This window comes from Mesorhizobium sp. WSM3626, from assembly GCF_000513935.1.
Classification (GTDB): Bacteria; Pseudomonadota; Alphaproteobacteria; order Rhizobiales; family Rhizobiaceae; genus Mesorhizobium; species Mesorhizobium salmacidum.
The window spans coordinates 1-23,032 of record NZ_AZUY01000013.1 but is presented as its reverse complement, the minus strand read 5'-3'; the positions used below and the strand labels follow the sequence as shown (position 1 = coordinate 23,032).

The 23,032-nt window shown below is 59.7% G+C and carries 20 protein-coding genes and 2 pseudogenes; 13 read left to right on the top strand and 9 right to left on the bottom strand.

What is annotated here, in order from left to right:
- Positions 1-40: 40 nt before the first annotated feature.
- Both M653_RS0112790 and M653_RS0112785 read right to left on the bottom strand, forming a co-directional pair.
- Entirely contained in the window at positions 41-1,120 is a 1,080-nt protein-coding gene (locus M653_RS0112790) for a hybrid-cluster NAD(P)-dependent oxidoreductase (protein WP_027143707.1), read from the bottom strand.
- Between the two features lie 89 nt (positions 1,121-1,209).
- The gene (locus tag M653_RS0112785; protein ID WP_027143706.1) at positions 1,210-2,067 is read right to left on the bottom strand and encodes a LysR family transcriptional regulator; all 858 of its coding nucleotides are present in this window, start codon (positions 2,065-2,067) and stop codon (positions 1,210-1,212) included.
- 132 nt (positions 2,068-2,199) lie between these two features.
- On the opposite strand from M653_RS0112785, the gene M653_RS0112780 reads away from it, so the two are divergent.
- The 7 genes from M653_RS0112780 (at position 2,200) to M653_RS0112750 (ending at position 9,371) form a co-directional block, all read left to right on the top strand.
- Positions 2,200-3,282, top strand: a complete 1,083-nt coding sequence (locus M653_RS0112780) for an amidohydrolase family protein (RefSeq protein WP_027143705.1) — start codon at positions 2,200-2,202, stop codon at positions 3,280-3,282.
- A gap of 11 nt (positions 3,283-3,293) precedes the next feature.
- The gene (locus M653_RS0112775) at positions 3,294-3,647 is read left to right on the top strand and encodes a Rieske (2Fe-2S) protein (protein WP_027143704.1); all 354 of its coding nucleotides are present in this window, start codon (positions 3,294-3,296) and stop codon (positions 3,645-3,647) included.
- Between the two features lie 120 nt (positions 3,648-3,767).
- A complete protein-coding gene (locus M653_RS0112770) occupies positions 3,768-5,375 on the top strand; it encodes an ABC transporter substrate-binding protein (protein ID WP_027143703.1) in 1,608 nt (535 codons plus the stop codon).
- A 64-nt stretch (positions 5,376-5,439) separates the two neighbouring features.
- Positions 5,440-6,486 carry an ABC transporter permease gene (locus tag M653_RS0112765; protein ID WP_027143702.1) on the top strand — a complete coding sequence of 349 codons (1,047 nt, stop codon included), beginning with the start codon at positions 5,440-5,442 and terminating at the stop codon, positions 6,484-6,486.
- Positions 6,487-6,551: 65 nt separating this feature from the next.
- Complete coding sequence (locus tag M653_RS0112760) at positions 6,552-7,376, top strand: ABC transporter permease (protein ID WP_027143701.1); 825 nt, start codon at positions 6,552-6,554, stop codon at positions 7,374-7,376.
- The gene (locus M653_RS0112755) at positions 7,366-9,006 is read left to right on the top strand and encodes an ABC transporter ATP-binding protein (RefSeq protein WP_027143700.1); all 1,641 of its coding nucleotides are present in this window, start codon (positions 7,366-7,368) and stop codon (positions 9,004-9,006) included. The genes M653_RS0112760 and M653_RS0112755 overlap by 11 nt, the downstream gene beginning before the upstream one ends.
- A 161-nt stretch (positions 9,007-9,167) precedes the next feature.
- A complete protein-coding gene (locus M653_RS0112750; protein ID WP_027143699.1) occupies positions 9,168-9,371 on the top strand; it encodes a KTSC domain-containing protein in 204 nt (67 codons plus the stop codon).
- Between the two features lie 339 nt (positions 9,372-9,710).
- Here M653_RS0112750 and M653_RS0112745 read toward each other — a convergent pair whose 3' ends face one another.
- Entirely contained in the window at positions 9,711-10,016 is a 306-nt protein-coding gene (locus tag M653_RS0112745; RefSeq protein WP_027143698.1) for a hypothetical protein, read from the bottom strand.
- Between the two features lie 864 nt (positions 10,017-10,880).
- Between M653_RS0112745 and M653_RS0112735 the strand changes: the two genes are divergently transcribed.
- Positions 10,881-11,087, top strand: coding sequence for a hypothetical protein (locus M653_RS0112735; RefSeq protein WP_027143697.1), 207 nt, complete (start codon positions 10,881-10,883; stop codon positions 11,085-11,087).
- A 115-nt stretch (positions 11,088-11,202) separates the two neighbouring features.
- On the opposite strand, the gene nadE is transcribed toward M653_RS0112735, so the two are convergent.
- Positions 11,203-12,042, bottom strand: a complete 840-nt coding sequence (gene nadE, locus M653_RS0112730) for an ammonia-dependent NAD(+) synthetase (protein WP_027143696.1) — start codon at positions 12,040-12,042, stop codon at positions 11,203-11,205.
- A 565-nt stretch (positions 12,043-12,607) separates the two neighbouring features.
- Here nadE and M653_RS0112720 point away from each other — a divergent pair.
- Both M653_RS0112720 and M653_RS0112715 read left to right on the top strand, forming a co-directional pair.
- On the top strand, positions 12,608-12,973 hold the full coding sequence (locus M653_RS0112720) for a metalloregulator ArsR/SmtB family transcription factor (RefSeq protein ID WP_027143694.1): 366 nt from the start codon (positions 12,608-12,610) through the stop codon (positions 12,971-12,973).
- On the top strand, positions 12,951-13,472 hold the full coding sequence (locus M653_RS0112715; RefSeq protein ID WP_027143693.1) for an SRPBCC domain-containing protein: 522 nt from the start codon (positions 12,951-12,953) through the stop codon (positions 13,470-13,472). Before M653_RS0112720 ends, M653_RS0112715 begins: the two co-directional genes overlap by 23 nt.
- Positions 13,473-13,917: 445 nt before the next feature.
- Here M653_RS0112715 and M653_RS01000000132415 read toward each other — a convergent pair whose 3' ends face one another.
- Positions 13,918-16,005 carry an HWE histidine kinase domain-containing protein gene (locus M653_RS01000000132415; protein ID WP_051442653.1) on the bottom strand — a complete coding sequence of 696 codons (2,088 nt, stop codon included), beginning with the start codon at positions 16,003-16,005 and terminating at the stop codon, positions 13,918-13,920.
- 311 nt (positions 16,006-16,316) lie between these two features.
- Positions 16,317-17,351, bottom strand: a complete 1,035-nt coding sequence (locus M653_RS0112700) for a PAS domain-containing protein (RefSeq protein ID WP_027143692.1) — start codon at positions 17,349-17,351, stop codon at positions 16,317-16,319.
- A gap of 310 nt (positions 17,352-17,661) precedes the next feature.
- Between M653_RS0112700 and M653_RS0112695 the strand changes: the two genes are divergently transcribed.
- The gene (locus M653_RS0112695; protein ID WP_027143691.1) at positions 17,662-17,844 is read left to right on the top strand and encodes a CsbD family protein; all 183 of its coding nucleotides are present in this window, start codon (positions 17,662-17,664) and stop codon (positions 17,842-17,844) included.
- 215 nt (positions 17,845-18,059) lie between these two features.
- On the opposite strand, the gene M653_RS01000000132410 is transcribed toward M653_RS0112695, so the two are convergent.
- Positions 18,060-19,151 carry a Fic family protein gene (locus M653_RS01000000132410; protein WP_245262115.1) on the bottom strand — a complete coding sequence of 364 codons (1,092 nt, stop codon included), beginning with the start codon at positions 19,149-19,151 and terminating at the stop codon, positions 18,060-18,062.
- A 480-nt stretch (positions 19,152-19,631) separates the two neighbouring features.
- On the opposite strand from M653_RS01000000132410, the pseudogene M653_RS1000000137620 reads away from it, so the two are divergent.
- Both M653_RS1000000137620 and M653_RS0112680 read left to right on the top strand, forming a co-directional pair.
- A pseudogene (locus M653_RS1000000137620) lies at positions 19,632-19,840 on the top strand (DNA repair exonuclease); the annotation flags it as partial.
- Positions 19,841-20,040: 200 nt separating this feature from the next.
- Complete coding sequence (locus M653_RS0112680) at positions 20,041-20,469, top strand: DUF1810 domain-containing protein (protein ID WP_027143690.1); 429 nt, start codon at positions 20,041-20,043, stop codon at positions 20,467-20,469.
- A gap of 1,100 nt (positions 20,470-21,569) precedes the next feature.
- On the opposite strand, the gene M653_RS0112670 is transcribed toward M653_RS0112680, so the two are convergent.
- Both M653_RS0112670 and M653_RS1000000137505 read right to left on the bottom strand, forming a co-directional pair.
- Positions 21,570-22,379 (bottom strand): SDR family oxidoreductase, encoded by an 810-nt coding sequence (locus M653_RS0112670; RefSeq protein ID WP_051442652.1) that lies wholly within the window; start codon positions 22,377-22,379, stop codon positions 21,570-21,572.
- Between the two features lie 468 nt (positions 22,380-22,847).
- Positions 22,848-23,032, bottom strand: a pseudogene (locus M653_RS1000000137505) (IS91 family transposase); the annotation flags it as partial.

Genomic DNA, 23,032 nt, shown 5'->3' with positions numbered 1-23,032 from the left:
GGGTCAATTCGGCAATCACCCGTTCAGATCTCAACCGAAGTCAAAGATCGAGTAAAACTGAGCCTTGAGCGCGGCTGCAACAGGCCAGGACAAAGCCCGCTGACTTTTCTTCGGACGTAAGTCCGCCAAGATCCTGCATCGCAACTTCGCCCGAGAGCTTGGCAATCCGGCATGCACCGCAAATTCCCTGCTGACAGCCGGTCGGAACATAGACACCACAGTTGCGCGCCGCCTCCAGCAGGGTCTCTCCGGGTGCGCAACGATGCTCCAATCCGGAACGGGCGAAATGGACCGAGGACGAAACCGCAGAGGCCACATCCGGAGCAGCACCGCCCAGGGCGCCCCCGAAGCTCTCCTCATGATAACCCCGGGGGTCAACGCCTGCCTGGCCAAGACCGTCTCGCAGCGCCTTCATGTACTGTTCGGGGCCGCAGGCGTAGACCGTGCGCTCGCGAAGATCGGGGACCAGGCGCAGGAGCAAGGGGCCGTCCATGCGGCCCGTCGGTCCTGCCCAGGAGGGATCTGCCCTGGAACAGACGCATGTCACGCTCAGGTTGCGGAATCGGGCAGCGAGCGCATCGAGTTCCGACCTGAAAATGAGATCTCGCGGCGACCGCGCACTGTAAATGAGGCACAGGTCCAGATCGGAAGCTCTGTCCGTCAGGGTTCGCAGCATAGACATAAGAGGCGTGATCCCGCTGCCGCCCGCAAGAAAGAGAGGCTTTTCGCCTGGCAAGCCGTCAAGTTTGAACGAGCCCCGCGGGCCTTCAATCTTGATTTCGTCGCCCGCCCGCAGATTCTCGTGGATCCAATTGGAAACGAGCCCGCCTGGTGTCCGCTTGACCGTAATGTGCAGGTCGAGCGGACGTGTTGGTGGCGACGAAACGGAATAGGACCGGGCCACCGCAACGCCATCGATCGCGAGGTGAAGGACCACGTATTGCCCCGCTTTGAAGCAGAACATGCAATCTGAGGCGGCCGAGAACACAAAGGTCTTCACGTCGTGCGTCTCGTCGATGACCGCACGGCAGAGCATTGCCTGTGGCGATGCGTCGGCCCATTGCCGCTGCCGCATCGGTGCGAAAAAATCGGACGCCGGAAACGAGGTATGTGCGTTCATGTTTGGCTCTCAATGACGCGCCAAACATGGCAGCCGCAGGCTGTCCGGAACAGTGGGTTGAGCCCTGCTTTTTAATCGGGAATTTCGATCTACGTCTCGAGCGACATCACCGCCAGCTGCAGCGCACGAAGCCCTTTGCGGATGATCGGCTCATGCTTGCGCCGGGCGAGCATGGCCGTATGGACGGGCTGGTAGAGCGTCGGTGCGCCGTCGACCAGGAAGGACGGGCACTCGGCCGTAAACCTGCGGGCATCGTCGTTGCGCATGTAACAGCTCCCCCCGGTTCGCCGCAGCATGGCTTCGGCCAGGCTTTCAGATCCCATGGAAAGGCGGGAAATTGCCAACGAAGGGATCAGCTCCGAATGGGTTTTCTCAAGGACGACGGTGTAGCCGGGTCGAATGTAGCTGTCAGGATCGACCTCCGACATCGTCCTGGCAAAGGTCGAGACCATCACATATTCCTCGACCATAAGGTGCTCATAAGCTATTTCGGGAAGATAGCGGGGCGCGTAGAGCACGGCTATGTCGAGATTTCCCATGCTGAGATCGGTCACCATCTGGTTGGAGTAGTCGGATTCCACATGGATCGAGGCTTTGGGAAGGGCTTGACAGAGCGCCTCCACCCACCCAGGCAGCACTGAGCGTGTCATGCCAACCTGCGCGGCCACGCGAAGGGTTCCTTCGAACCGGTTGAACGCGCGCACGTCGTGACGCGCCTGCGACCAGGTCGACAGCATCGCCCGCGCGTAGGCTTCGAAACGTCGTCCCGCCGCGGTCGGTTCAGCGCCGGCGCGGCCACGATGGAAGAGCTCCGATCCTACCGCGCTTTCGAGGCTCTTGATCCGGCTGCTGACCGTCGACTGCGTAATGTTGAGCCGGTCGGCAGTCCGGTTGAAGTTCCGTGACTCGACGATGTCGAGGAACGTCTCAATGTGGTCCAGCTGCACGGACAAACCCCCAATCGAAAAACCCGATCATTACCCAGAGATCATTGGCTTGATCCGGCAATTGTCAAGGCGGAAGCTGGGCAAGCTAAACGGCAAGTAGAGCCGCGGTCTGGAGAGGGAGCGAAAGCTAAAGTGTTTATCGTCGACTGCGATTGTCACAACTACTGGTCGAGCGCCACGGTATTGGAACCGTATCTTTCCGGGATCTGGAAGGACATGTTCATCGAGGGCGAGAAGACCGGCCCCAGGGGGTCCTTCCCGCATGGCCATCGCCCCTGGTTCCATCCGCAGGATTTCTCCCGGAAGGATGTGCGACCCGAGACCGAAGCCGACAACTACCGGATCATGAAGGAAAAACACCTCGACAAATACAATGTCGGCGTGGCGATCCTCACCGGGGACGAGCCTATAGAAGCCTCGACTCTCGCAAACCCCTATTACGCCAGTGCGCTGGTCAGTGCCTACAATGACTATCAGATCGCCGAGTGGTTGCCGAAAGACAACCGCTTCATGGGTTCCATCATCATTGCGCCTCAGGATCCGAAGCTGGCGGCCGCCGAGATCCGTCGGCTCGGCACTCACCCCCGCATGGTCCAGGTTCTAGCCTCCCAAGGCTCCGTGAAGCCGTATGGTGATCCCTTCTACCACCCGATCTACGAAGCCTGTGCGGAGATGGGATTGCCGTTTGCCATTCACCTGGGCGGCCACGGTGGCGTCAACTGGAACGCCGTCGCGCCTGCCCCCACGACCTTCTTCTGGGAAACGCACGCCATCCTGCACATGTCGGCGATCAGTCACGTCGCCAGCATGATCGCTCACGGGGTGTTCGAGAAATGGCCAGAACTCTACTTCGTCGTAGTCGAATGCGGCGTCGCCTGGGTGCCGACGGTGCTGTGGCGCCTCGACGCCGATTACAAGGCGCTGCGCAAGGAAACACCATGGCTGAAGATGCTGCCATCGGAATACTGCCGCCGTAACATACGCTTCTCCACACAGCCGCTGGAGCAGCCGGCCAACGTGCAGCATCTCTGGTCCGTCCTGGAAGCCATGGACGGTGAGAACACGCTGATGTTTGCGTCAGACTATCCGCATTGGGACTATGATGACGCCAACACGCTGCACATTCCTCCTGCTTGGAGGACGAAGGTGATGGGTCAAAATGCGCTCGATGTTTATAAGCGGATTCCGGCCCTCCTGACCGCGAATGCTGCCTGACGGAGCAGAACATGGCCGAGAAAACCTACATATGCCGCGTCGACGAGATCGAAGCGGGCACACCCGTCATTGCCAAGGTCCGGAGCCTTTCGGTGGGCGTGTTCCGCATCGGAGAGAGCTTCCATGCGCTGCTCAACATCTGTCCGCATCGCGGCGCGCCGCTCTGTGAGGGGCCACAATGCGGGACGACCGCGCCTGTCGAGGAAGCCCGCTTCATCTATCATCGAGAAAACGAGATCGTGCGCTGCGCCTGGCATGGCTGGGAGTTCGACATCAAGACGGGTTCGGCGCTGGTCGATCCCACTGTGCGTGCGCGGACGTTTCCCGTCATCGTGGAGGACGGCAACGTCTACGTGACCGCCTGATCTGGCAGACGGGAGGCAAATCGACGAAAGACCAGAACGGCGGAGAAGGAGCACTTACGCATCGCGTGCTTGACGACGGTTGAAAAAAGAACGCGGAAAATCCGCAATGGGAGAACGGCAATGTCGGAATCAGAGTACAAACTGCGCATCGCGAAAGGTCTTATCGGGAGCGGCAAGGTTTCGCGGCGTGACTTCATCCATCTAGGCTTAGCGGCAGGCCTGACCGTCGTCGCCGCAGATCAGCTCTTTGTCACTGCGGCACGAGCAGAACCGCAGCAAGGCGGCTTCGCAAAGCTTGGCATGGCGCATGGAGCGACGACAGATTCTATTGATCCGGCTGGGTATCCCGACACTTTCTCCCAAACCGCCTTTTCAGGCGCTATGTCCAACAGCCTGACCGAGGTGGATGCGAAGGGCGGCATACAGCCGGACCTGGCAGAAAGCTTCGAATCTTCCAATGGCGCCAAGACGTGGGTCTTCAAGCTACGCAAGGGCGCGACCTTCCACAATGGCAAGAGCGTGACGGCAGACGACGTCGTGACCTCTATGCGGTATCACATGGGCGCCGACACCAAATCCGCGGCGAAGCCTCTGCTTGCGTCTGTGAAGAAAATTAAGGCGGACGGCCCAGAAACCGTTGTCTTCACACTCGACAGCGGCAACGCCGATTTCCCCTATATTATGAGCGATTATCATCTCGTGATCATGCCGAGCGTTGACGGGAAAGCGGATTGGGCTTCGGGCGCGCGCACTGGCGCATTCGTGCTCGAGAATTTTCAGCCTGGCGTCTCGACCAAGCTCAAGCGCAATCCGAATTATTTCAAGAACGGCAAGCCATACCTGGATGAGGTGGAGTTCGTCGCCATTACGGATTTGGCCGCACGCATGGCTGCGCTCTCGACGGGGGAAGTGGATTACATCGGCCGCGCCGATCTGAAGACACTCGGCATGTTGAAGCGCAATCCGAAAATCGACATCATCGAGATCACCGGCTACGGGCATTATACTTTGCCGATGAATGTCACCATGGCGCCTTTCGACAATCCGGATGTGCGCATGGCAATGAAATGGGCAATCAACCGACAAGAGATCGCAGACAAGATCTTCCTTGGACATGCTACCGTTGCCAATGACGATCCAATCGCGCCGGCGATCAAGTTTTACAAGAACCCGGAGCCGCAGCACAGTTTCGATCCCGAAAAGGCGCGCCATTATCTGAAAAAGGCGGGGCTCGAAAAGCTGAAGGTCGATCTCTCGGTCGCAGATGCGGCTTTCGCAGGTGCGGTAGACGCGGCCGCACTCATTCGCGAGACGGCCGCACAGTGCGGCATCGAGGTCAATGTCGTGCGCGAAGCGGAGGACGCCTATTGGGACAACGTCTGGCTCAAGAAGCCCTGGTGCGCTTCCTATTGGAGCGGTCGCGCCACCGCCGACTGGATGTTCACGCAAGCCTTCGCAGCCGAATCCAGCTGGAACGAGTCGTTCTGGAAGAATCCACGCTTCAACGAATTGCTTGTCCAAGCCCGAGCCGAGACGGATGAGGCCAAGCGCGCCGCCATGTATGCCGAAATGCAGCAGCTGACCCATGATGATGGCGGTACTATCGTGCTGGTGTTCAACAACTTTGTCAGCGCCAAATCCAAGAAACTCGCCCATGGCGATGTGGCGCCAAATTGGGAAAATGACGGACTGAAGATGGCTGAGCGCTGGTGGACGGCTGAGGCATAGAGGTGTTTGCCAAGCGCGCCGGTCGCACCGCGGGCGGCGCGCTCTTGGGACTGCGCGCATGCGTGTGAATCCGGTCGCAAAAACGGTTCTGCAAAGGTTAGGCCTCGGCCTGATCACGTTGTTCGTCGTTTCGATCATCATCTTTTCGGCGATCGCAATGCTGCCTGGCGACTTCGCCAAAGCGACGCTCGGTCAAGCTGCTACCCCAGAAACGGTCGCCGCCCTTCAACACGAGATCGGCCTCGATCGCCCGCCAATCGAGCGCTACTTCAGCTGGATTGGTAAGATGGCACAGGGTGATTTTGGTTCCTCCTTCGCCAGCCGGACCGGCTACCGGCGAACGGTCGCGGAGATTATCGCACCACGTCTCTATAACACCATGTTCCTGGCGGTAATGACGGCGCTGGTCGCGGTGCCGCTGGCGTTAGGGTTGGGTATTCTTGCGGCCCTGTACCGGAACAGCTGGTTCGATCGGCTTGTAAACACGGTGACACTTACGACAATTTCGTTCCCTGAATTCTTCGTCGCCTACATGCTCGCCTTCCTGATCATCTCGCGCGACACGTTCGCCGGCACCGATCTCGCACAGTCTTTACCCGTCTGGCTCGCAGCTTCGATCGACTGGACCTTGAACGTCGTACCCAAGTTCCCGACCCTGGCGAATATCAGCGATCAGACGCCGTTTTGGGAGCACGTCTGGCGCGCAGCCCTGCCGTCGATAACGCTCACACTCGTCATCGTCGCTCACATGATGCGAATGACGCGCGCGGCGATCATCAACATGCTTTCAAGCCCCTATATCGACATGGCTCGGTTGAAGGGAATGACGCCAATGGTGGTCGTGCTTCGGCACGCTTTGCCAAACGCCTGGGCCCCGATCGTGACGGTTGTCGCCTTCAACCTTGCCTATCTCATCGTCGGCGTCGTTGTTGTCGAGGTAGTGTTCGTCTACCCCGGCGTCGGCCAACTGATGGTCGATGCCGTGAAATCGAGGGACGTACCAGTCGTGCAAGCCTGCGCCCTTGTCTTCGCCGCCACCTACATCCTGCTCAACCTGATCGCCGATATCATTTCGATCGCAACCAATCCGAGGCTTTTGCACCCAAGATGACAAGTGCGGAGCCCCTCATCCAGACCACGAGAGCGCCCAGGGTAAGGCGCACACGCCGATCTCGGATGAGGATAGCGCTGAAGAAGGCGCCGCTCAGTGCCTGGTTCGGCATGGTAGTAACCCTCTGCTACGTTCTGGTCGCTCTATTTGCGCCTCTCATCGCTCCTTATCGAGAGACGCAGGTCTTTAGCGAGGCATTCGCTCCGTGGAGCCACGAGTTTATGTTCGGGACTGACCAACTCGGTCGCGACATGCTCACTCGACTCATCTACGGGGCTCGCAACACGATCGGCATCGCCGTTGCCACAACGATCATATCCTTTGCAGCGGGTGTGACGCTCGGCCTGCTGGCGGCAATGTACCGGGGGTGGCCAGACCAGATATTGTCACGTGCGGTGGACGTGTTGATGTCGATCCCAAGCCTGATTTTTGCGCTGATGCTGCTCTCGATATTCGGCTCTTCGATCACCAGTCTCGTCTTGATCATCGCATTGCTGGATTCTACGCGCGTGTTTCGTCTGGCGCGGGCCGTTGGCCTGAACGTCGTGGTTATGGAGTATGTCGAGGCCGCGCAATTGCGCGGCGAAGGTCCCGCATGGATTCTCCGCAAGGAAATCCTGCCCAACATCCTGCCGCCGCTCATCGCGGAATTTGGCCTGCGATTCTGCTTTGTGTTTCTGACCATTGCAGCATTGTCGTTCCTGGGCGTCGGCATACAGCCGCCATCGGCTGACTGGGGGTCGATGGTGCGGGAAAACGCAACTCTGATCACCTATGGCGATGTCACGCCGCTGCTGCCGGCCGGCGCCATTGCCCTCCTGACGGTAGCGGTGAACTTCGTCGTGGACTGGTTTCTACATTCAACCAGCGGACTTCGTGATGAAAAGTAGCAGTGCCACGGCGCGCGAAAAGGGAACAGATCTTCTCAAGGTCCGGGACCTTCACGTCGAAGGCTTCTCGGACGAGCGCTGGCACCCGATTGTTCGCGGCGTCGATCTCTCGCTTAAACGCGGAGAAGTGCTTGGCCTCATCGGCGAATCCGGCGCCGGGAAGTCGACCATCGGCCTTGCGGCAATGGGTTATGCCAAGCCGGGGTGCCGCATTACCCAGGGCTCTGTGCTGTTCGACGGGGTCGATCTTTTGTCAATGAGCGAAGCCCGCCGTCGGCGGCTGCGGGGCTCCCGCATCGCCTATGTGGCGCAAAGCGCAGCCGCCTGGTTCAACCCGGCTCACCGGCTCCTCGATCAAACCGTGGAAACGGCAGTTGCGCACGGGATCGCCAGCAGAGACAAGGCCAATCGCGACGCTATTGACCTTTATCGACGCCTCCAGCTTCCAGAACCTGAGACCATCGGCTTCCGGTATCCGCATCAGGTGTCCGGTGGTCAGTTGCAGCGAGCCATGACGGCCATGGCCATGGCTTGCCGGCCCGACCTGATCGTGTTCGATGAGCCGACCACTGCGCTCGATGTGACGACGCAAGTGGAGGTCCTGGCCTCGATCCGCAGGATTGTTGAAGATTTCAACACAGCAGCGATCTACGTCACACACGATTTAGCCGTGGTGGCGCAAATGGCGGACCGGATCATGGTTCTGCGCCATGGACAAACGGTCGAGGAAGCCGACACACGGCAGATGCTCACTACCCCTACCCAGGAATACACCCGGACCCTCTGGGCCGTGCGCAAGCTCGCCAAGCCGGAGATTCGGACCCAGGACCATTTACTCGCCATCGACAATGTCACCGCGGCTTATGCCGGAAGGGTTAAGGTGCTGGTGGACGTGTCCATCAAGGTTCCGCGCGGCCGGACGGTAGCAGTCGTGGGCGAATCAGGGTCGGGTAAATCGACGCTCGCGCGCGTCGTTACCGGTTTGCTGCCTGCGATGTCCGGATCGATGTCGTTTGATGGCAAGCCGCTTGCCCTCTCCTTGAAGGGACGTTCGAAAGACCTGCTGCGCCGCATCCAAATGGTCTATCAATCGCCGGACAGCGCCCTTAACCCTCGCCAGACTGTGGAGGAGATAATTTCGCGTCCGCTCGAATTCTACTTAGGCTTGAAGGGACAGCAGCGCGACGAGCGGGTTGGCGAGCTCATGCACATGATCGAGATGGACGAAAGCTTTCTCGACAGACTGCCCGGTGAATTGTCCGGTGGCCAGAAGCAGCGGATCTGCATAGCCCGCGCGCTCGCTGCCAATCCGGAGCTCATCATTTGTGACGAGGTCACCTCGGCACTGGATCAGATTGTGCAGGAAGAAATCTTGAAGCTCCTGATGCGCCTGCAGCACGAACTCGGCATCAGCTACATCTTCATTACCCACGATATCGCGACGGTAAGAGCGATTGCTGACGAGGTCGTGGTCATGCACAAAGGGCAGGTGGTGGAGCAGGGTTTGAAAACCGAGATACTGACGCCACCCCACGCAGCCTACACCGAACTGCTTCTCTCCTCGGTGCCGCAGATGGATCCGGACTGGCTCACGGGCCTGCTTGCTCGACGGAACCCAATTTTCAAATAGCAATAGAAGCGGGACCGGCATTCGCCGACTATCTTCCGGTTCTCGGTTAGCCGAAACTCAGGGGCCGTCTTCGAGCTAAGGGTTGTCGCGGCGATTTAGCCGCGCCAACCGTCCCCTGCGACACCCTCAGGAACGCGTGGCCCCGTCTTCCGTTGACTGCGATGCCATCCACCTTGATACGCAGAACGGAGTACGATCCGGACAGACGGATCCTCTCTGTATGGCTAATGACCAGCGACAAGCGTTATGATTTCGAGGATGTACCGCCCGAAACGTTTGATGCATTTCGATCCGCCTTCGCCAAGGGGCGGTACTTCAACAGCCACATCCGCAACCATTTCCGTTACCGCCGAAGCGACAGCTAACAGGCTCCAAGCGTATCCTATCTAGGGGGCGGCTTGCCACGCCTGCCTTCCATGAGTGACCGTCCGCAAGGCCCCCATATTCGTCATTCACAGGGGAGGTGGGTCCAACCAGGCCGGAGCCAACAACCTCGCAGCATGTTTGGCAAACGCGAATTGCGAGCCTGCGGTGGGCGGTCAGGGCGCGCGCTAAATAGCTAATGATCCACTTGCAGTGTCTCTAGTTCGCCAGACCCACTATACGGGATCATACGAAGGATATGGGTTGGCTAACCATCCAGTAAGTCATTGGTTTATGCGACCAGCATTCTTCCACTTCGTTGCTGTCGTGGGGAGGCGGCTTCATGTCGGCTTGTCCAACAGGGGTGTGCTCCTCGTAGGGGCCTTATAGGCGTTCACCAGCCTGACGACAGCGGCATCGACCGTGACGGGAGTGCCGAGGTTCACGGTTACACGGTTTTCCTGGATGTGGGTGACGTTGCCGATCAACTCGATGTGCTGTCCCTTCTGTAGCTTCGTTGTTTGGTCCATGACCGAGTGGGGTTGCCCATAGGAGGGTATGGAAACGCTCACCCGGTCCTCAGTGACACGCTTGCGCACTGTTGCGGTGATTACGACCTCGTCGCCGATGTTGATGCCCTTTGCCATTCCAGGATTCTGGGGCGGCCAACGGCTTCGTCAAGCGAGCGGTAATGTGTCACCGCTCAGAGCAACAAACGACCATGCGGCCATGCTTGGAAGGCATGGCGCCTACTATTTCGATCTGGGACAGACAATGGCACCCTATATCGCACACCGAAGGTACCGAGCTTCCGAGCCTGGAAGCCGCTGAAGATGAGATGGCAAGGACTGCTAAATCGGCTTGCTGACAGTCAGGCACCACTGCGGGATGTCTTCTGACACAGAAGACGACCTGCCACTGTGGACCTGGATCTTTAAGCTCGACGCGGTGCGCAGAAAAGCACCGACATCAGATTAGGTCGGCAACTCGCGCACCGAGGTGGTTAGAAGCGAAGTCCAAATCGAAGAATCCTGCCAGCAAAAAGCAGGACGGAGCAAGGCATTCGCAAGCTACACGAAGGACGCGACGATCTATTGAGAGTGGGTCACAACGGGTAGAGGCGGGCTCGATGACGATACTTCTTTGACGCCGGCGACAGCGATTCATCAAAGGTGAGGTAGGCATCGAATGGGATGGATCGAGGCGGCACGTCGCGAGGCCTGAAAGGCCTGATCGACTTGACCAGTGAACCCCTGCAAGATCTCGACGGCCAGGATGGCAAAAGCTGGCGAGGCTGAGCCTATCCTGTGAAATGCCGCTGAGGAGCGAGGAGCTAACCGAATCCTAGCGTACCGGCATGTATGAAGCCTGCCCACCGCAGGCGATCGTGCTTGGCGCTGCCACGTTCTTCACTACGCGCTTTTGGGTGGCGGAGTGGGGTGCGAAGTAGGGGTGCCCATAAATCCTCTGCCGCCGGCTGGAACCTTTTTCAGCGGCGCGGATTCCTCTGCATGACAAAAACCCCTGAAGTTGCCCCACCCATTCTCGCCGAGACCAGCCCCGACCGACCTGTTAATTGCGAGGTCGCTCTGGAAACTGCCTTCGCGGCCCTTGTCGCCAACTCCACGGCCCAAGGGTGGACGCCGGAAGAGACGGCCGAGACGCTGCACAAGCTCGCTGTTGAGCATCTCGAACAGCTCAAGGCCACAGCGGCCTGATCGCTCCGGCCCTCGTCGGACCTGTCATCCCGGCTCGGCCGCCGATCCTCAATGGTAAGCAAAAGCCAGCATTGTCGTTCCCCATCCTATAACAGGCAGGACGGACGAAACAACGTTACGGTACCGGCAAGCCTGTCCGAAAATCGGGTGTCACCGGAAGCGAGCGCTTATGAGCGGTGCTGAAATACGCATCAAGGATTCGCCTCCGCGCCGCCTCGTTGATTTCCTTACCTTCGAGGAAATCGTCGATCTGATCATATGTGATCCCATATGCATCTTCGTCAGGACGAAGTGGGATAAGGTTCTCCAAATCTGCGGTCGGCACCTTGTTGACAAGTTCGGACGGAGCGCCCAGATGCGCTGCCAGGGCGCGCACCCTGCGTTTGTTTAGCCCGGAAAGGGGAAGGACGTCAGCGGCGCCGTCGCCGAATTTGGTGAAGAAGCCCATCATTGCCTCGGCCGCATGGTCGGTGCCTATGACCAGTCCTCGGCTGCCAGCAGCGAGCGCGAATTGGGCAATCATGCGCTGACGGGCCTTGATGTTGCCCAGCAAGAAATCTTCCCGATGGGCATCCCCGAGTTCCACGCCAGCCACCTTGATCGAGTCAAGCATTGCGTCGGCCGCCGGTTTGATGTCGAGTCTGTGCACTTCGTCCGCCCCAATGGTGTCGAGTGCTCGCTGAGCGTCCCTCTCGTCGGCCTGTGTGCCGTACGGCAGCCGGACAGCAAGAAACTTGGCATCGTATCCTGAGCTCCGCAGTTCGCTAACGGCTCGTTGAGCCAGAAGTGCGGCCGCGAGCGAATCCACCCCGCCGCTGATGCCCAGCACATACGTGCTGAGGCCGGCTGCACGCAGGTAGGTGCCAAGAAAGTCGCTGCGCCGGCGCGCCTCCACTGCGGCATCGAAATCCGGAGCGACGCCCAGGGCGCTGATGATCCCTTCTTGTTCTGTCATGTCGAGATACCTGTCATCCCTTGATTCATGGCAGTCGTTGGTGCCCCGATTCAGGTTTGGCAACCCGGTCTCGTTCTGCGTGGGAAACCGGAGTGCTTCAATAGCCGACCCCATGCCGTCAGACCAGGGCGGCGCTCATCACCGTGGCGGGGCCGAATTCCGGTCATTTTTAATCGTGTATCGCATCCGACTACCTTAAGGGGCACCGCACCGCGTCCACGCCCAACCTCGATCGGAACGCTTGCGTGGTGTGGATCAGGCTCGCGACGGTGAAATGCGAGATAGCCGCCAGGGCGAATGAGGAGCAGGCTCCCGTGGGCTGCGCCGAGTTTCCGCGCACCGTGTCCTTGGAATCGAAAAGCACAGACGCCTCTAGACTGCTTCTCTGGCGACCCTTCATTTAGACCCACGGGCCTGATTGGCCCGCCATCGTCACGCAAAGCGCGACCAGGCGCTTTGCGTTGGTTGTCGCGATCCGGGCCGAGCGTCCCACCGCAGAGGCACCGCCCAGTTCGCTTGATCTCCCCTTGCATTGCGCCAACCCGAGCGCTACATACTGAACCACATGGTTCAGTATGTAAGAGCCCCTCTCGATGCCTCGTTCGCCGCGCTCTCGGACTCCACCCGACGCGGCGTTCTAGAGCAGCTCGGACGTGCGGACGCTTCGATCACGGAGCTTGCCGAGAAATTCCACATGACCCTAACCGGGATGAAGAAGCATGTGGGCGTGCTGGAGCAGGCGGGGCTGGTTGTCACGAAGAAGGTTGGGCGCGTGCGGACCTGCACGCTCGGCCTTGGCGGACTGGAGGAGGAGGCGGCATGGATCGAGAGATACCGGCAACTCTGGGACGCACGCTTCGACGCGTTGGACAAGGTGGTCGAGGAATTGAAACGCAAGGAGAAAGTCGATGGACAAAAGAAGAAACAGTGAGCCTACCCCCTCGAACAACCGCACGACGGTGGAACGGACGTCGGAGCGTGAGTTGGTCGTCACACGAAGCTTCGATGGCCCGGCGCGCGTCGTGTTTGAGGCTTGGACCAAACCCGAGCTGTTCAAGCTATGGTGGGTACCGAAGTCGACGGGCATGGTGCTGCGTTCCTGCGAGATGGACGTTCGGGTAGGAGGCGGGTACCGTTTGGTGTTCGGACATGATGCCTCGAATACTGACGAGTTCTTCGGCAGGTATATCGAGGTGACACCGTACTCTCGCCTTGCTTGGACCAATGACGAAGGCGGTGACGCGGGATCCCTCACCACGGTGACTTTCGAGGAAAAAGGGGGCAAGACGCTGCTGGTCATGAATGAGCGCTATCCTTCGAAGGAAGCTCTCGACGCCGCCGGCACCGGGGCAGCTGATGCGATGGGCGAGGCATTCGACCAACTGGACAAGCTTCTCGTCACGCTGCACGGCAGCGCCGGGCGTTCATGAAGTCTTAGATCTCGCGCTCGGCCGCATAGGCTGTCACCTGCGGTGTCCCCTAGCTCAGGGAGCGTCGAGGTCGAGCGCTTCACTGGGCATTGGCTCGGTGCGCCTGGGCGAGGGGCTGCCAGTTGAGGGCGGCGGCCGAGCACATTGAGACCGATGAGTTACTGAGGCCGAGCCGGCACAGGATGCTCTCGACCTTCAGCGAAGCGGCCAAGCGCAGCACCCCCGCTTGATGCAAAGGCCTGAACGACCTCCGCCTTTAGGTCGGCGCTAGACATCACTCAAATGAACCGCGGCGACACGAGATTGCATGGAAGACCTACGCGCAAGAACGATGCCTCGGCCAACGTGGACAGAGATCCCGACGAATGGGTGAGCGGTGATGACCCGATGACCCCAGTTGCAACCGCCATAGCGGCTCGCGTCTCCGGGTGAGCGGCGCGTTCGATCACCCGGAGCGTTGTCGGGAAAATTTTCTACGATTCCCCTCGGAGGTGTCGTTGTTGTCCACCACGGGATTGAGCTCAGACGCAAAATTCACTCGCATGTTGCAGACCAGTCCCGATTTAACGAACTTCAGAGTGACACGTCCTGAGGTGCGGGACGCGAATACACGCTCGAGAAGCTGCGTGCCGAAGCCCTTTCGCTCGACAGGTTCCACAGCCGGACCTCCCCGTTCGCGCCATTCTAGAGCCAGCCAGCGATGCTGTTTTTGACCGAGAAGCTTCCACTGAATCGACACCGTGCCTGTATCGTTTGACAGCGCTCCATACTTTAGCGCATTCGTCGTAAGCTCATGGAAAGCCAGAGCGGCTGAAACAGCGACGTTCGGTGGAAGCCAAACAGACTCGCCACTGATCTTGAAGCGCTCGATCGGAGCGTGTGAGCGGATTGATGTAGCAATCAGATCCTTGAGGTCGGCGCCACTCCAGTTCTGCTGCGTCAGCAGGTCGTTAGCCTTGGCCAGCGAGACGAGACGGCTGGAGAGCGTGCGTCCTGCTTCGGGCAAACTTGTGGCGTTGCGGAGTGTCTGGGTGGCAATGGACTGAACCACAGCAAGGATATTCTTCACGCGATGGTTCAGCTCGTTGGTCAACAGTTTCAGGTGCTCCTCACCGCGTTTGCGGTCCGTGATGTCGAGACTGATTTGTACGGCGCCTATAATGTCGCCGGCCGGGTTGCGAATTGGACGTGCGCTGGAAAGTAGAAAGCGCTCGGCCCCTGATGGCAGCGTGTAGGCGAACTCTTCATGATCGGTCAGCTGCCCGCGCATGGCGCGGCTAAGTGGGCGGTCTTCGCGGCTCACTATGTGGCCGTCCTTGACGGCCACGGTGTCGATGACGAGCTCGGGCCTGCCGAAAGACTTGTGCGCATCCGTCGGCAGGCCCATGAGTTCGGCCGCGAAGCGGTTGCGGATCACCTGAAGGGCTTTCGGATCATAAGTAAACCAGACCGCCGCCGGCGCTGTCTCCAACACCGCCTCCAACTCATACCGCCGTTCGGCGATCGCACGGTCTGCGTCCACCATCGCCTGGGCGATGGTGGCGAACTCCATAACGGAAGTCGACAGGGGTTCGACGCTGCGGCCATGACCGAGCGCCTCGGCCCGGGTCGCCAGTTCAGCGGTGGCCTGTGTAAATCTCTTGCCGACGATATACCCGAGAGCAACGGAAACAAGGAGCGACAGGAGACCTATCGCGCAAATCGCCACAAGTGAGCGCCAAAGCGGCGTCTGCGCCGCTGAAAGAGGCACGTTTGCGGTGTAGAACCAATCAGAGTATGGGGATCTGTAGTAGCCGGCCAGCAGCGTCACCCCTTCGAAGTTGGGGGACGTAAAGGAACCGGAGCGCCCAACGATCTTTGCCACGTATTCGGGCAATCCGCGCTTCCCGGTCCATTCGTCGTGCAACTTGGAACGTGCCACGTAGTTTCCGTCGCGATCTCCCACGCCCACAGTCCATCCTTCCGGTACGGCCGGCATCAAAACATCGCGGATCCGGGCAGTCGGTACAGAAAGCGAAAGAAGCAGGTCCTCCCCTTTCGGGGCGGGCACCCGGATGGCAACAGCAAAGCGGTATTCGCCTGACCCCTTGCCGGTGAAAACATCGCTGACGAAAACACCTGAGCGGTTGAGTTTCTCGCGGTCAACAGCAGCTATCGGTTCCACGGACGGCAAAGCGGCGCCGTAGCCGATTTCGGTGTTCATCAGCTGATTGCGGCCAAGATCGCGCAGGACAATCGTCCGGTCCGTCCCATGGACAAGATCGAGCGCCTCGCGGTGGAAGGCGCGCAGATCGCCATTGGCGAGCGCGGCGGATTTGGAAAGGCCGACGAGAATGGTTTGGAGATTTGCGAGTTCGCCTTCTACAACGAGCGACACCTGTCGAGCCGTTTGCACGGCATCCTGTTCAAAACGATATCGTTCATGCAGGGCATACTGGCCTAATAAATAGCCGGCAAACAGCCAAACCGGGACAACCGCGGCGGCGATCAAACCAAGCAGGTGCGATCGAACTGATCGACGAGGCAAGTCCATATCCCGTGCCGCCTCAGGAACGCTCAACCATAGTCAGCGGGCCAGGAACAGCAAGCGTTAGTTCAAGCGAATATAGTGCCGTTGGACCCTGGTCCGGCGAAGCGGGCGCTGTCGTCTCGCTTGCCGGCTTGCGCGGGCCCATCAAGGTCGAGCCCAGAACCGGTCCGCCTTTGCTCTTCATTTCCGCAAGCTTTGGATTGCGGCAGCAGGGTTGTCGCTGCCGTAGCAGCCATCTGCAAATCAGAAGGGCGATGGCGTTCCGGTGCGAGCACAATGCTAGGCAGAGACGGGTGTGGACATGCAGCCTCTCTTTATCGTGAGACTGTGACGTTGGGCACTTCAGCAACGATCCTTACCCCTTGATCGGACCACTCGCGGTGTAACGACCCCTGAAGCTGTCGCCGTATTGTAGCTTCGGTCATGAGTGTCCCGAAACCCTTTCGCCGAGGCGTGGGTGGGGGCGGTCCGCCGGTCTCCTGCCACTCGAGGATGAAACCATTATTCTGGGGTCTGGCTTGCCATTTGATTTGTAGCTGACCCGTCTCTTTCGAAAGCGAGCCGTGGGAAGCGGCGTTGACTGCTAGTTCATGAATGAACAGCGCCAAGGGCTGAACAGAATGCGCTGCAAGCATGACATCAGGACCGTCCAGCAGAGCGCGAGTCGCTCCGTACGGCTCAATCTGAGACGAGATTGTTTCCTGCAATGGAATCTCGTGCCAGCCCCGCTGCGACAACAAGCCATGCGCCCTAGCCAGGGCCTGTATGCGCCTTTGGACTGAGGCGGCATATAGCGCGGGGTCGTCAGATCTCGTCAAGCGTACGATGCTGTCGACAAGGGCAAGTACATTGTTGGCTCGATGGTCCACCTCCAAAAGCAACCGATGCTCTGACGCTTCTAGGCTCTCGATCCTGCGAAAATCTGTGCGGTCTATCTGAGATGCGAAATGGTAAACCAGACGGCCATCGTCGTCATGGATTGGACTGATGTGCAGCAGATTCCAGAACGCCGATCCATCTTTCCGGTAATTCAACAACTCGACGTTGATCTCACGCCCCTCCTGCAATCCTGCTCGGATCTCGGCGATGGCGGCAGGGGATGTCGCTGCGCCTTGAAGAAACCGGCAATTGCGTCCAAGCACCTCGCTTGCCCCATAGCGCGTGAGGTTCAGAAAAGCCTGGTTCGCTAGTACGATAGGAAACTCTTTCTGGGTGGCGTCGGTCACCACCATCGGCATTCTCGTCCGTTGTAGGGCTATCGCAGCCAGTTCCTTTACATCAGGCATAGCCCGATCGGTAACGGCGACCGGTTCATCACCGTGGAGACCGGATGTGCCTTCGTTGTCCATCGATGTTTCCCTGAGCGTGACATGAGCTCAGGGACAACGTCGATGGAACTAAAACGTTTCCCTTGAAAATGGTCAGTACACCTCACCGTCCTTCAAAGCTTCGGTGGCTGTTCGAAGGCAAAAGGTGCAATCAAACTGCGGGAGAATGGCGTTTATCACCCGCCGCCATTCGTCCCTTAATGGGGAAGGTGTGCAATGAGGTTAGCGCATGGGGGTGGGGTGGCACGGCGCCGGCACGTGGCTCTTCCTGCTCCTCTGGAACATTTCAGATGCCGCACACGTTGGTTCTGATCAACCGAGGAGAAGGACGATGCACAAGGACGAAGTCAAGGGCTCAGCAAAGAAGCTGCGCGGCGAGGTAAAGGACAAAGTCGGAAAGGCAACGGGCGACGACAAGCTTCGCGCTGATGGGGCCGCCGACAAGGCCGAAGGCAGCCTGCAAAAAGGGGTTGGCAAGGCGAAGGACGCAATTCGGGACGCCTTGAAGGATTGAACGCCGAGCTTGACGACGCGGCGATGCTGCGAGGGTTCAGGCTGCTGGGCTGACTATCACCAAGGGAAAGGCCGCCTTCTATGACGACGGCCCCCTGGGCTGTTCACTACGCTGTCGCCCATGCGTCCTCATTGATATTCGTGGACTTTTCGCTCAGATGCAGCGGGAGGATGGCAAGAAAGCGCGTGGGAATTCGGTGTTCCGGCCACGCCACCTCACGGTTCCTTTTCCATGGGCCATCGCACGCGTTCGGCGAGAAAGGCGGCAAACGTCTTCACATTCATATTGCCGCTCGCCTCTTCCAGTCCTGCCAGATAAGCTTTCCGGTCCTCTACTCTCACCACTGTCCAGCGATAGCCGCCCGACGCCAGCATCGCATTCATCAGGAATCGCGCCATGCGCCCGTTGCCGTCCGGATAGGGATGCACATATCCCAAAAGCCAGCGCCCCAGCGCGGCACGCACCGACGCCTCCTGTTCCGCTGCCAGGAGGTCGAACAGTGCATTCATGCCCGGCACTTCAGCACGCGGGGGCACGTGCTGCGAGCCGCGCAGGTATGCCGCGCAGGTATAGAGTTGGTTGCGATATCCCGCAAGCGCGCTGGCCCCGAGAAGGCCGGCCGTCACTGACGGCGCGAACAGCTCCCGGTACCACTCCCTGTGGGTTTCCCGCGTCAGCGCGCCGGCCGGTTTGCCGTCAAGGATCGCCGCAACTGAGTCCTTGACCTTCTGGAATGCGAGGTAGTACCCACGCGCGGCGAGAGCATCCCGGTTCTTGCGATCGTCTTCATCAATCTCCGGATTCCAGTTCCCCTCACGCACCCGGTCGATGAGCTCGGTGACGCTGTAGCCTTCTATCGACAGCGAATGATAGGCATCGCTCTCATAAATATCCTCTACGAACTTCATATAGGCGTCTTTGTTTGACGGCAGTCCCGGCGCCTTCGGGAATATCTCAATCACGGCTTGGCGCTGCGACTCCCATATTGCGCGCAAACGGGCGACCAGGGGGGGAAAGCCGGCCGCGATGGCCGTCACGCCCGTCTGCCCGGCGAAGGGGTCTGACGCGCGGACGTCGTACCCTGCCGCTTTGAAGGTCGCCAATATCTCGTCAGCAAAGGCGCCGCGCCCCACACGGCGGAATGCAGCTGCAAGCCGCCCCGCCACGGCGGAATGGCCGCCATCCAGCAGCAGGGCCAGCACGGTCGACACGTCGCGCACGCACGCCATGGCGACCTGCATCTCGATAGGCGCGCGCTGGAAGAAGTCGATGTTGTCGTCACATAGCAAGTGTTTATGTCGTGGCATCCCAAGTTTCTTATGCCGCATACCGTATTGGCAGCTTATGATCGGATGCTAAGATCATTCCGTCGCGGCGGAAGGAGCTGACTACCTCCCGGCGGCGCTCGGTGCGCCGCTCCGCTCGCGAGACGCGGGACCGTTCGGAGTCACCGCCGCCGCGCCCCTTGTTTCCGCAGCGCCTGCTGCAGGGTTGCCCGCCTTCCGCGCCACTGCGGTCCCGGTACCGCACGGACGCGCGGCGCCCCTTCGGCTTAGGCTCGAGTAACGCCGGCGTGGGCATGCCCCCGCTAGGCCGGTCCGGCAGCGACCGAAAATCGAAACGCCCCGTGGTCAGCGCCTTCGGCCCCCAGGTTCGTTCTGGGGATTTTCAGTTCCGTGGACGACGCCCAAATGGGAAAGGATGCCGCTTTCAGTCTTCATCAGGCCATTGAACTGCCTGTAGCACCTTTCTGCTAATCTGGACGAACTACAGCCCTCTGTTCAGGCTTGGAGAGTTCACGGGATGAATTTCGATCTATTCATACGGCCGACATCCGTCTCGATTCGCCGTTGCGCTCGCTCGCGCTCAGAAATTCTGAGGTCGCCGAGCTCGTCGGTGATGCCAGCCGACAGGCATTCGCTGCAATAGCCTAGCGGAGCGTGTCGATGCTCTGGTCATTGCCGGAGATCTTTACGATGGCGACCAGACCTCGATTGTTCTCGACCTCATTCACCAGGGGGACAAAAAAGCCCGGCTACAAGATGTGAGACCACCATGCCCTGGAACCGTTACGAACTTACAAAATTCGCGGCCAGCGACGATCTGCATATTTTGGTTTAGGGTATATTATTGTAGCCACCGATTAAAGCGCGCGCTATTCGCCGGCGCACGCCAGAACCGGCCAGTCAGCTAAGCATGGCCTTTGACGATCCATACGACTTGGCGCGCTTTCGTGCCGCCCAGGAGCCGGTCTTCGAAGCCGCCCTGGCCGAGCTGCGCGCTGGCCGCAAGCATTCCCACTGGATGTGGTTTGTTTTCCCGCAGCTGCGCGGACTCGGACACTCGCCGAACGCGCAGTACTATGGCATCTCGTCCAAGGATGAAGCGCGGGCGTATCTCGCCGATGCCGTTCTTGGCGAACGCCTGCATCATGCGACAGCCGCGGCTCTTGGTGTAAACGGCCGCTCAGCACACGAAATCTTCGGCTCTCCAGACGATGTGAAGTTCTGCTCATCAATGACGCTGTTTGGCGAAACCGCCGGCGTCGACGGCGCAATCTTCCGCCAGGCACTAGACCGCTTCTTCGGCGGCGAGCGCGACCAGCGCACGCTGGACCTGCTCTGAAACAGCTCGACGCATGCGACGGTCACGGCGATTCCTGGCATGCAGCGTGGTTGCCGGCCAAGGCTGCCATCGTCGATGCCCTGCCGCGGCACGTGCCCGCGAAGACGTTGTCGACGGCCGCCGCCTTGGGGCTAGAGACCCCTAGCACAGCTCTCCACCCCAGCAACGCCGTTAGGAGCAAGAGAGCCGCCTATTTCTGACGAAGTCGAATCTCTGCCTCTTGTGCTCGGACCCCGCCAGCCGGTGAGGAGCGCCCTTGGGGGTCCTCATAGAGCTTATTGACCGCTTCATCCTGGTGGGTTTTCACGCGCCGTGAAAGCCTCCTTTGATTCAGCAGAGCATAGATGATTATCAAGGCGAGGATGACAGGTCCGACGATACTCAGCGTCCAAATGGTGCCCGGTCCACTCATATAAATTCTCCTTCGCGGCCAAACACCGAGCGCGGGAGAAGGTTCCCCGATTGCTGCGGCTAAGCGCACCTCCTGAGTTCGACAACTTGGACACCGAGGCGGAACGCCTGACCATCCGCATATGAGCGGGCGTACTCTTCAGCTTCGAAGGGCAACGTGAGGGAGCTGCCATAGGCGGTCACACGCACCGACCATTTCCTCTCCCGGATGATTTCAACGGCATGCTGCTCGTGCGGAGCCATGCTTTCCTCCCAGAACTTACGTTGAGGCAGCATCTATAGCGTCGCAAAATTCGTTTGAATGCAAATAATCCGACATATGGCGTGTCGGAATGCCGAACCGTGCCGGAGCGTTTGGGCCGTTGTAGCCTTAGCTGTTCGAGATGCTCAATAGCGAGCTTGTGGAGCGTCTCGGCCGTCTTCCAGCATCCATCCTTGGGCAATGGACGTAGCCACATCAGTCGTTCCTGCGTCTAACAAGTCTTGGCCGCCTCTTGGAGCTGCAGGTCATACTTGGATGGCGAGATGCAGTGCGACCGTCCGCGATCTGGCTGTCGGGTATCCCGCGCTGGCCTGTCTCCTCGATGGCAATCAATCGGGCGTGGGGATTTGCCACGACTGATACTCCGACGTTCACCAGGCGCCGTTACCGTAACCTACATAGCAACAAAGGCCTAGCGCGTCGTCCGTTAGCGATACCGAGACGCGAGTTGGGCGCCGCGACCGGCATCGAACAGGGCGCGATTTGCGTCCGCGACAGCGGAGAGCCTGCCCCCTTCCTCCAATGCCGGGATACAGATCGTGTCACCCTGCCGGAGGTCGGCCAGGGATGCCCTAACGACATCGGCCGGCTCCATCACTGGCACATTGGGCCTGAGGACCGGCTTGCCGTCGATGTCATGGAATTCTGTCCTGACGACTGCGGGACAAAGCGCCTGGACGCGAACACCTTTGCCTTGGAGTTCAGCCGCGAGAAGCTCGCTGAACGTCGTGACGAAGGCTTTCGTTGCGGCATAAACCGAGCGCTTCGGCAGAAACGGGAAGTTCAGGCTTCCGCTGAAGCTGAGCAGGGAAGAGACATTGACGATGGCGCCTTCGCCGCGCGAAATCATCGCAGGAAGTGCCGCATGCGACAAACGCATGACCGCAGTTATCTGCACGGCGACCTCTTCCTCGGCGCGGTCGATCGAGAGGTCGACGAACGGCATGTAGGTCTGGAAACCGGCGTTGTTGACGAGCAGCGATACGTCCCCGGACCGGATCCGCTGCTCCACCTTGTCGAGGCCTTTCGACAGCGCCAGATCGGCGACGATGATTTCCGCGGAGGCGCCGCCGGCCTCGATCTCGCGGGCTACCGACTCGAGCCGGTCGCGCCGCCGGGCGACGAGCACGACGTCGTACCCGTCGCTGGCTAGGCGCTCGGCAAAAGCTTTGCCGATTCCGGAGGATGCCCCGGTAATGACAGCGACGCCCAAAGAACCTCCGGTGGAATTGTTCACGTCGTCCTCCCAATGTATCGTGACGAGAATTGATCTCCTGTTGTCCAAGATATCGCCCGCGGCCGGTTTTGTACTCACCAAATCTCGTCCTGCGCCCAATGCGGTGCTGCTCCTTGAAGGCGAAAACCGCTTTCGAGTGCGGCCATGCCGAAAACGGACCGAACGCTTTCGTGAAGAGTTTCGGGCGCCGGCAGGCGTACGAAAGTCCCCGAGGAAGGAACCCGCGGGCCACAGGCGATGGCTATGGAGATTTCGGATTTTTGCAGATGTCGGCGATGGCGCGACCGGTGTCGGGAAGCTCTGGGGTGAATGCGGACAGACCGCTTCGTTGCGCCTGCGTGCGGTGTTGTCGGGACGGTGGGCGGCTGGGAGCGGCTCTGTCGGAGACGAAAATCACCATGGACGTGCGTCGATCCGTTGCCGGAGGCAGAGTGCCTGCAGCCGAAGGCTGAACCATGCCATGCCGGGTCATGGCGTGCTGCTCCCGGTCGACGGGGAACCGTGTGGCGGTCCGCGCGGCTGCCTCCATCGTTCGAACACCTCGATCACGATCATGCGTCCGCCGCAGCAGGGGCAGGACGGATGGAAGTCAGCCGGCTCTTCCGAGGTGTCGGTCTCGGGCGGCGCAGCGACGTTCAGCAGTTCGCGGGCGC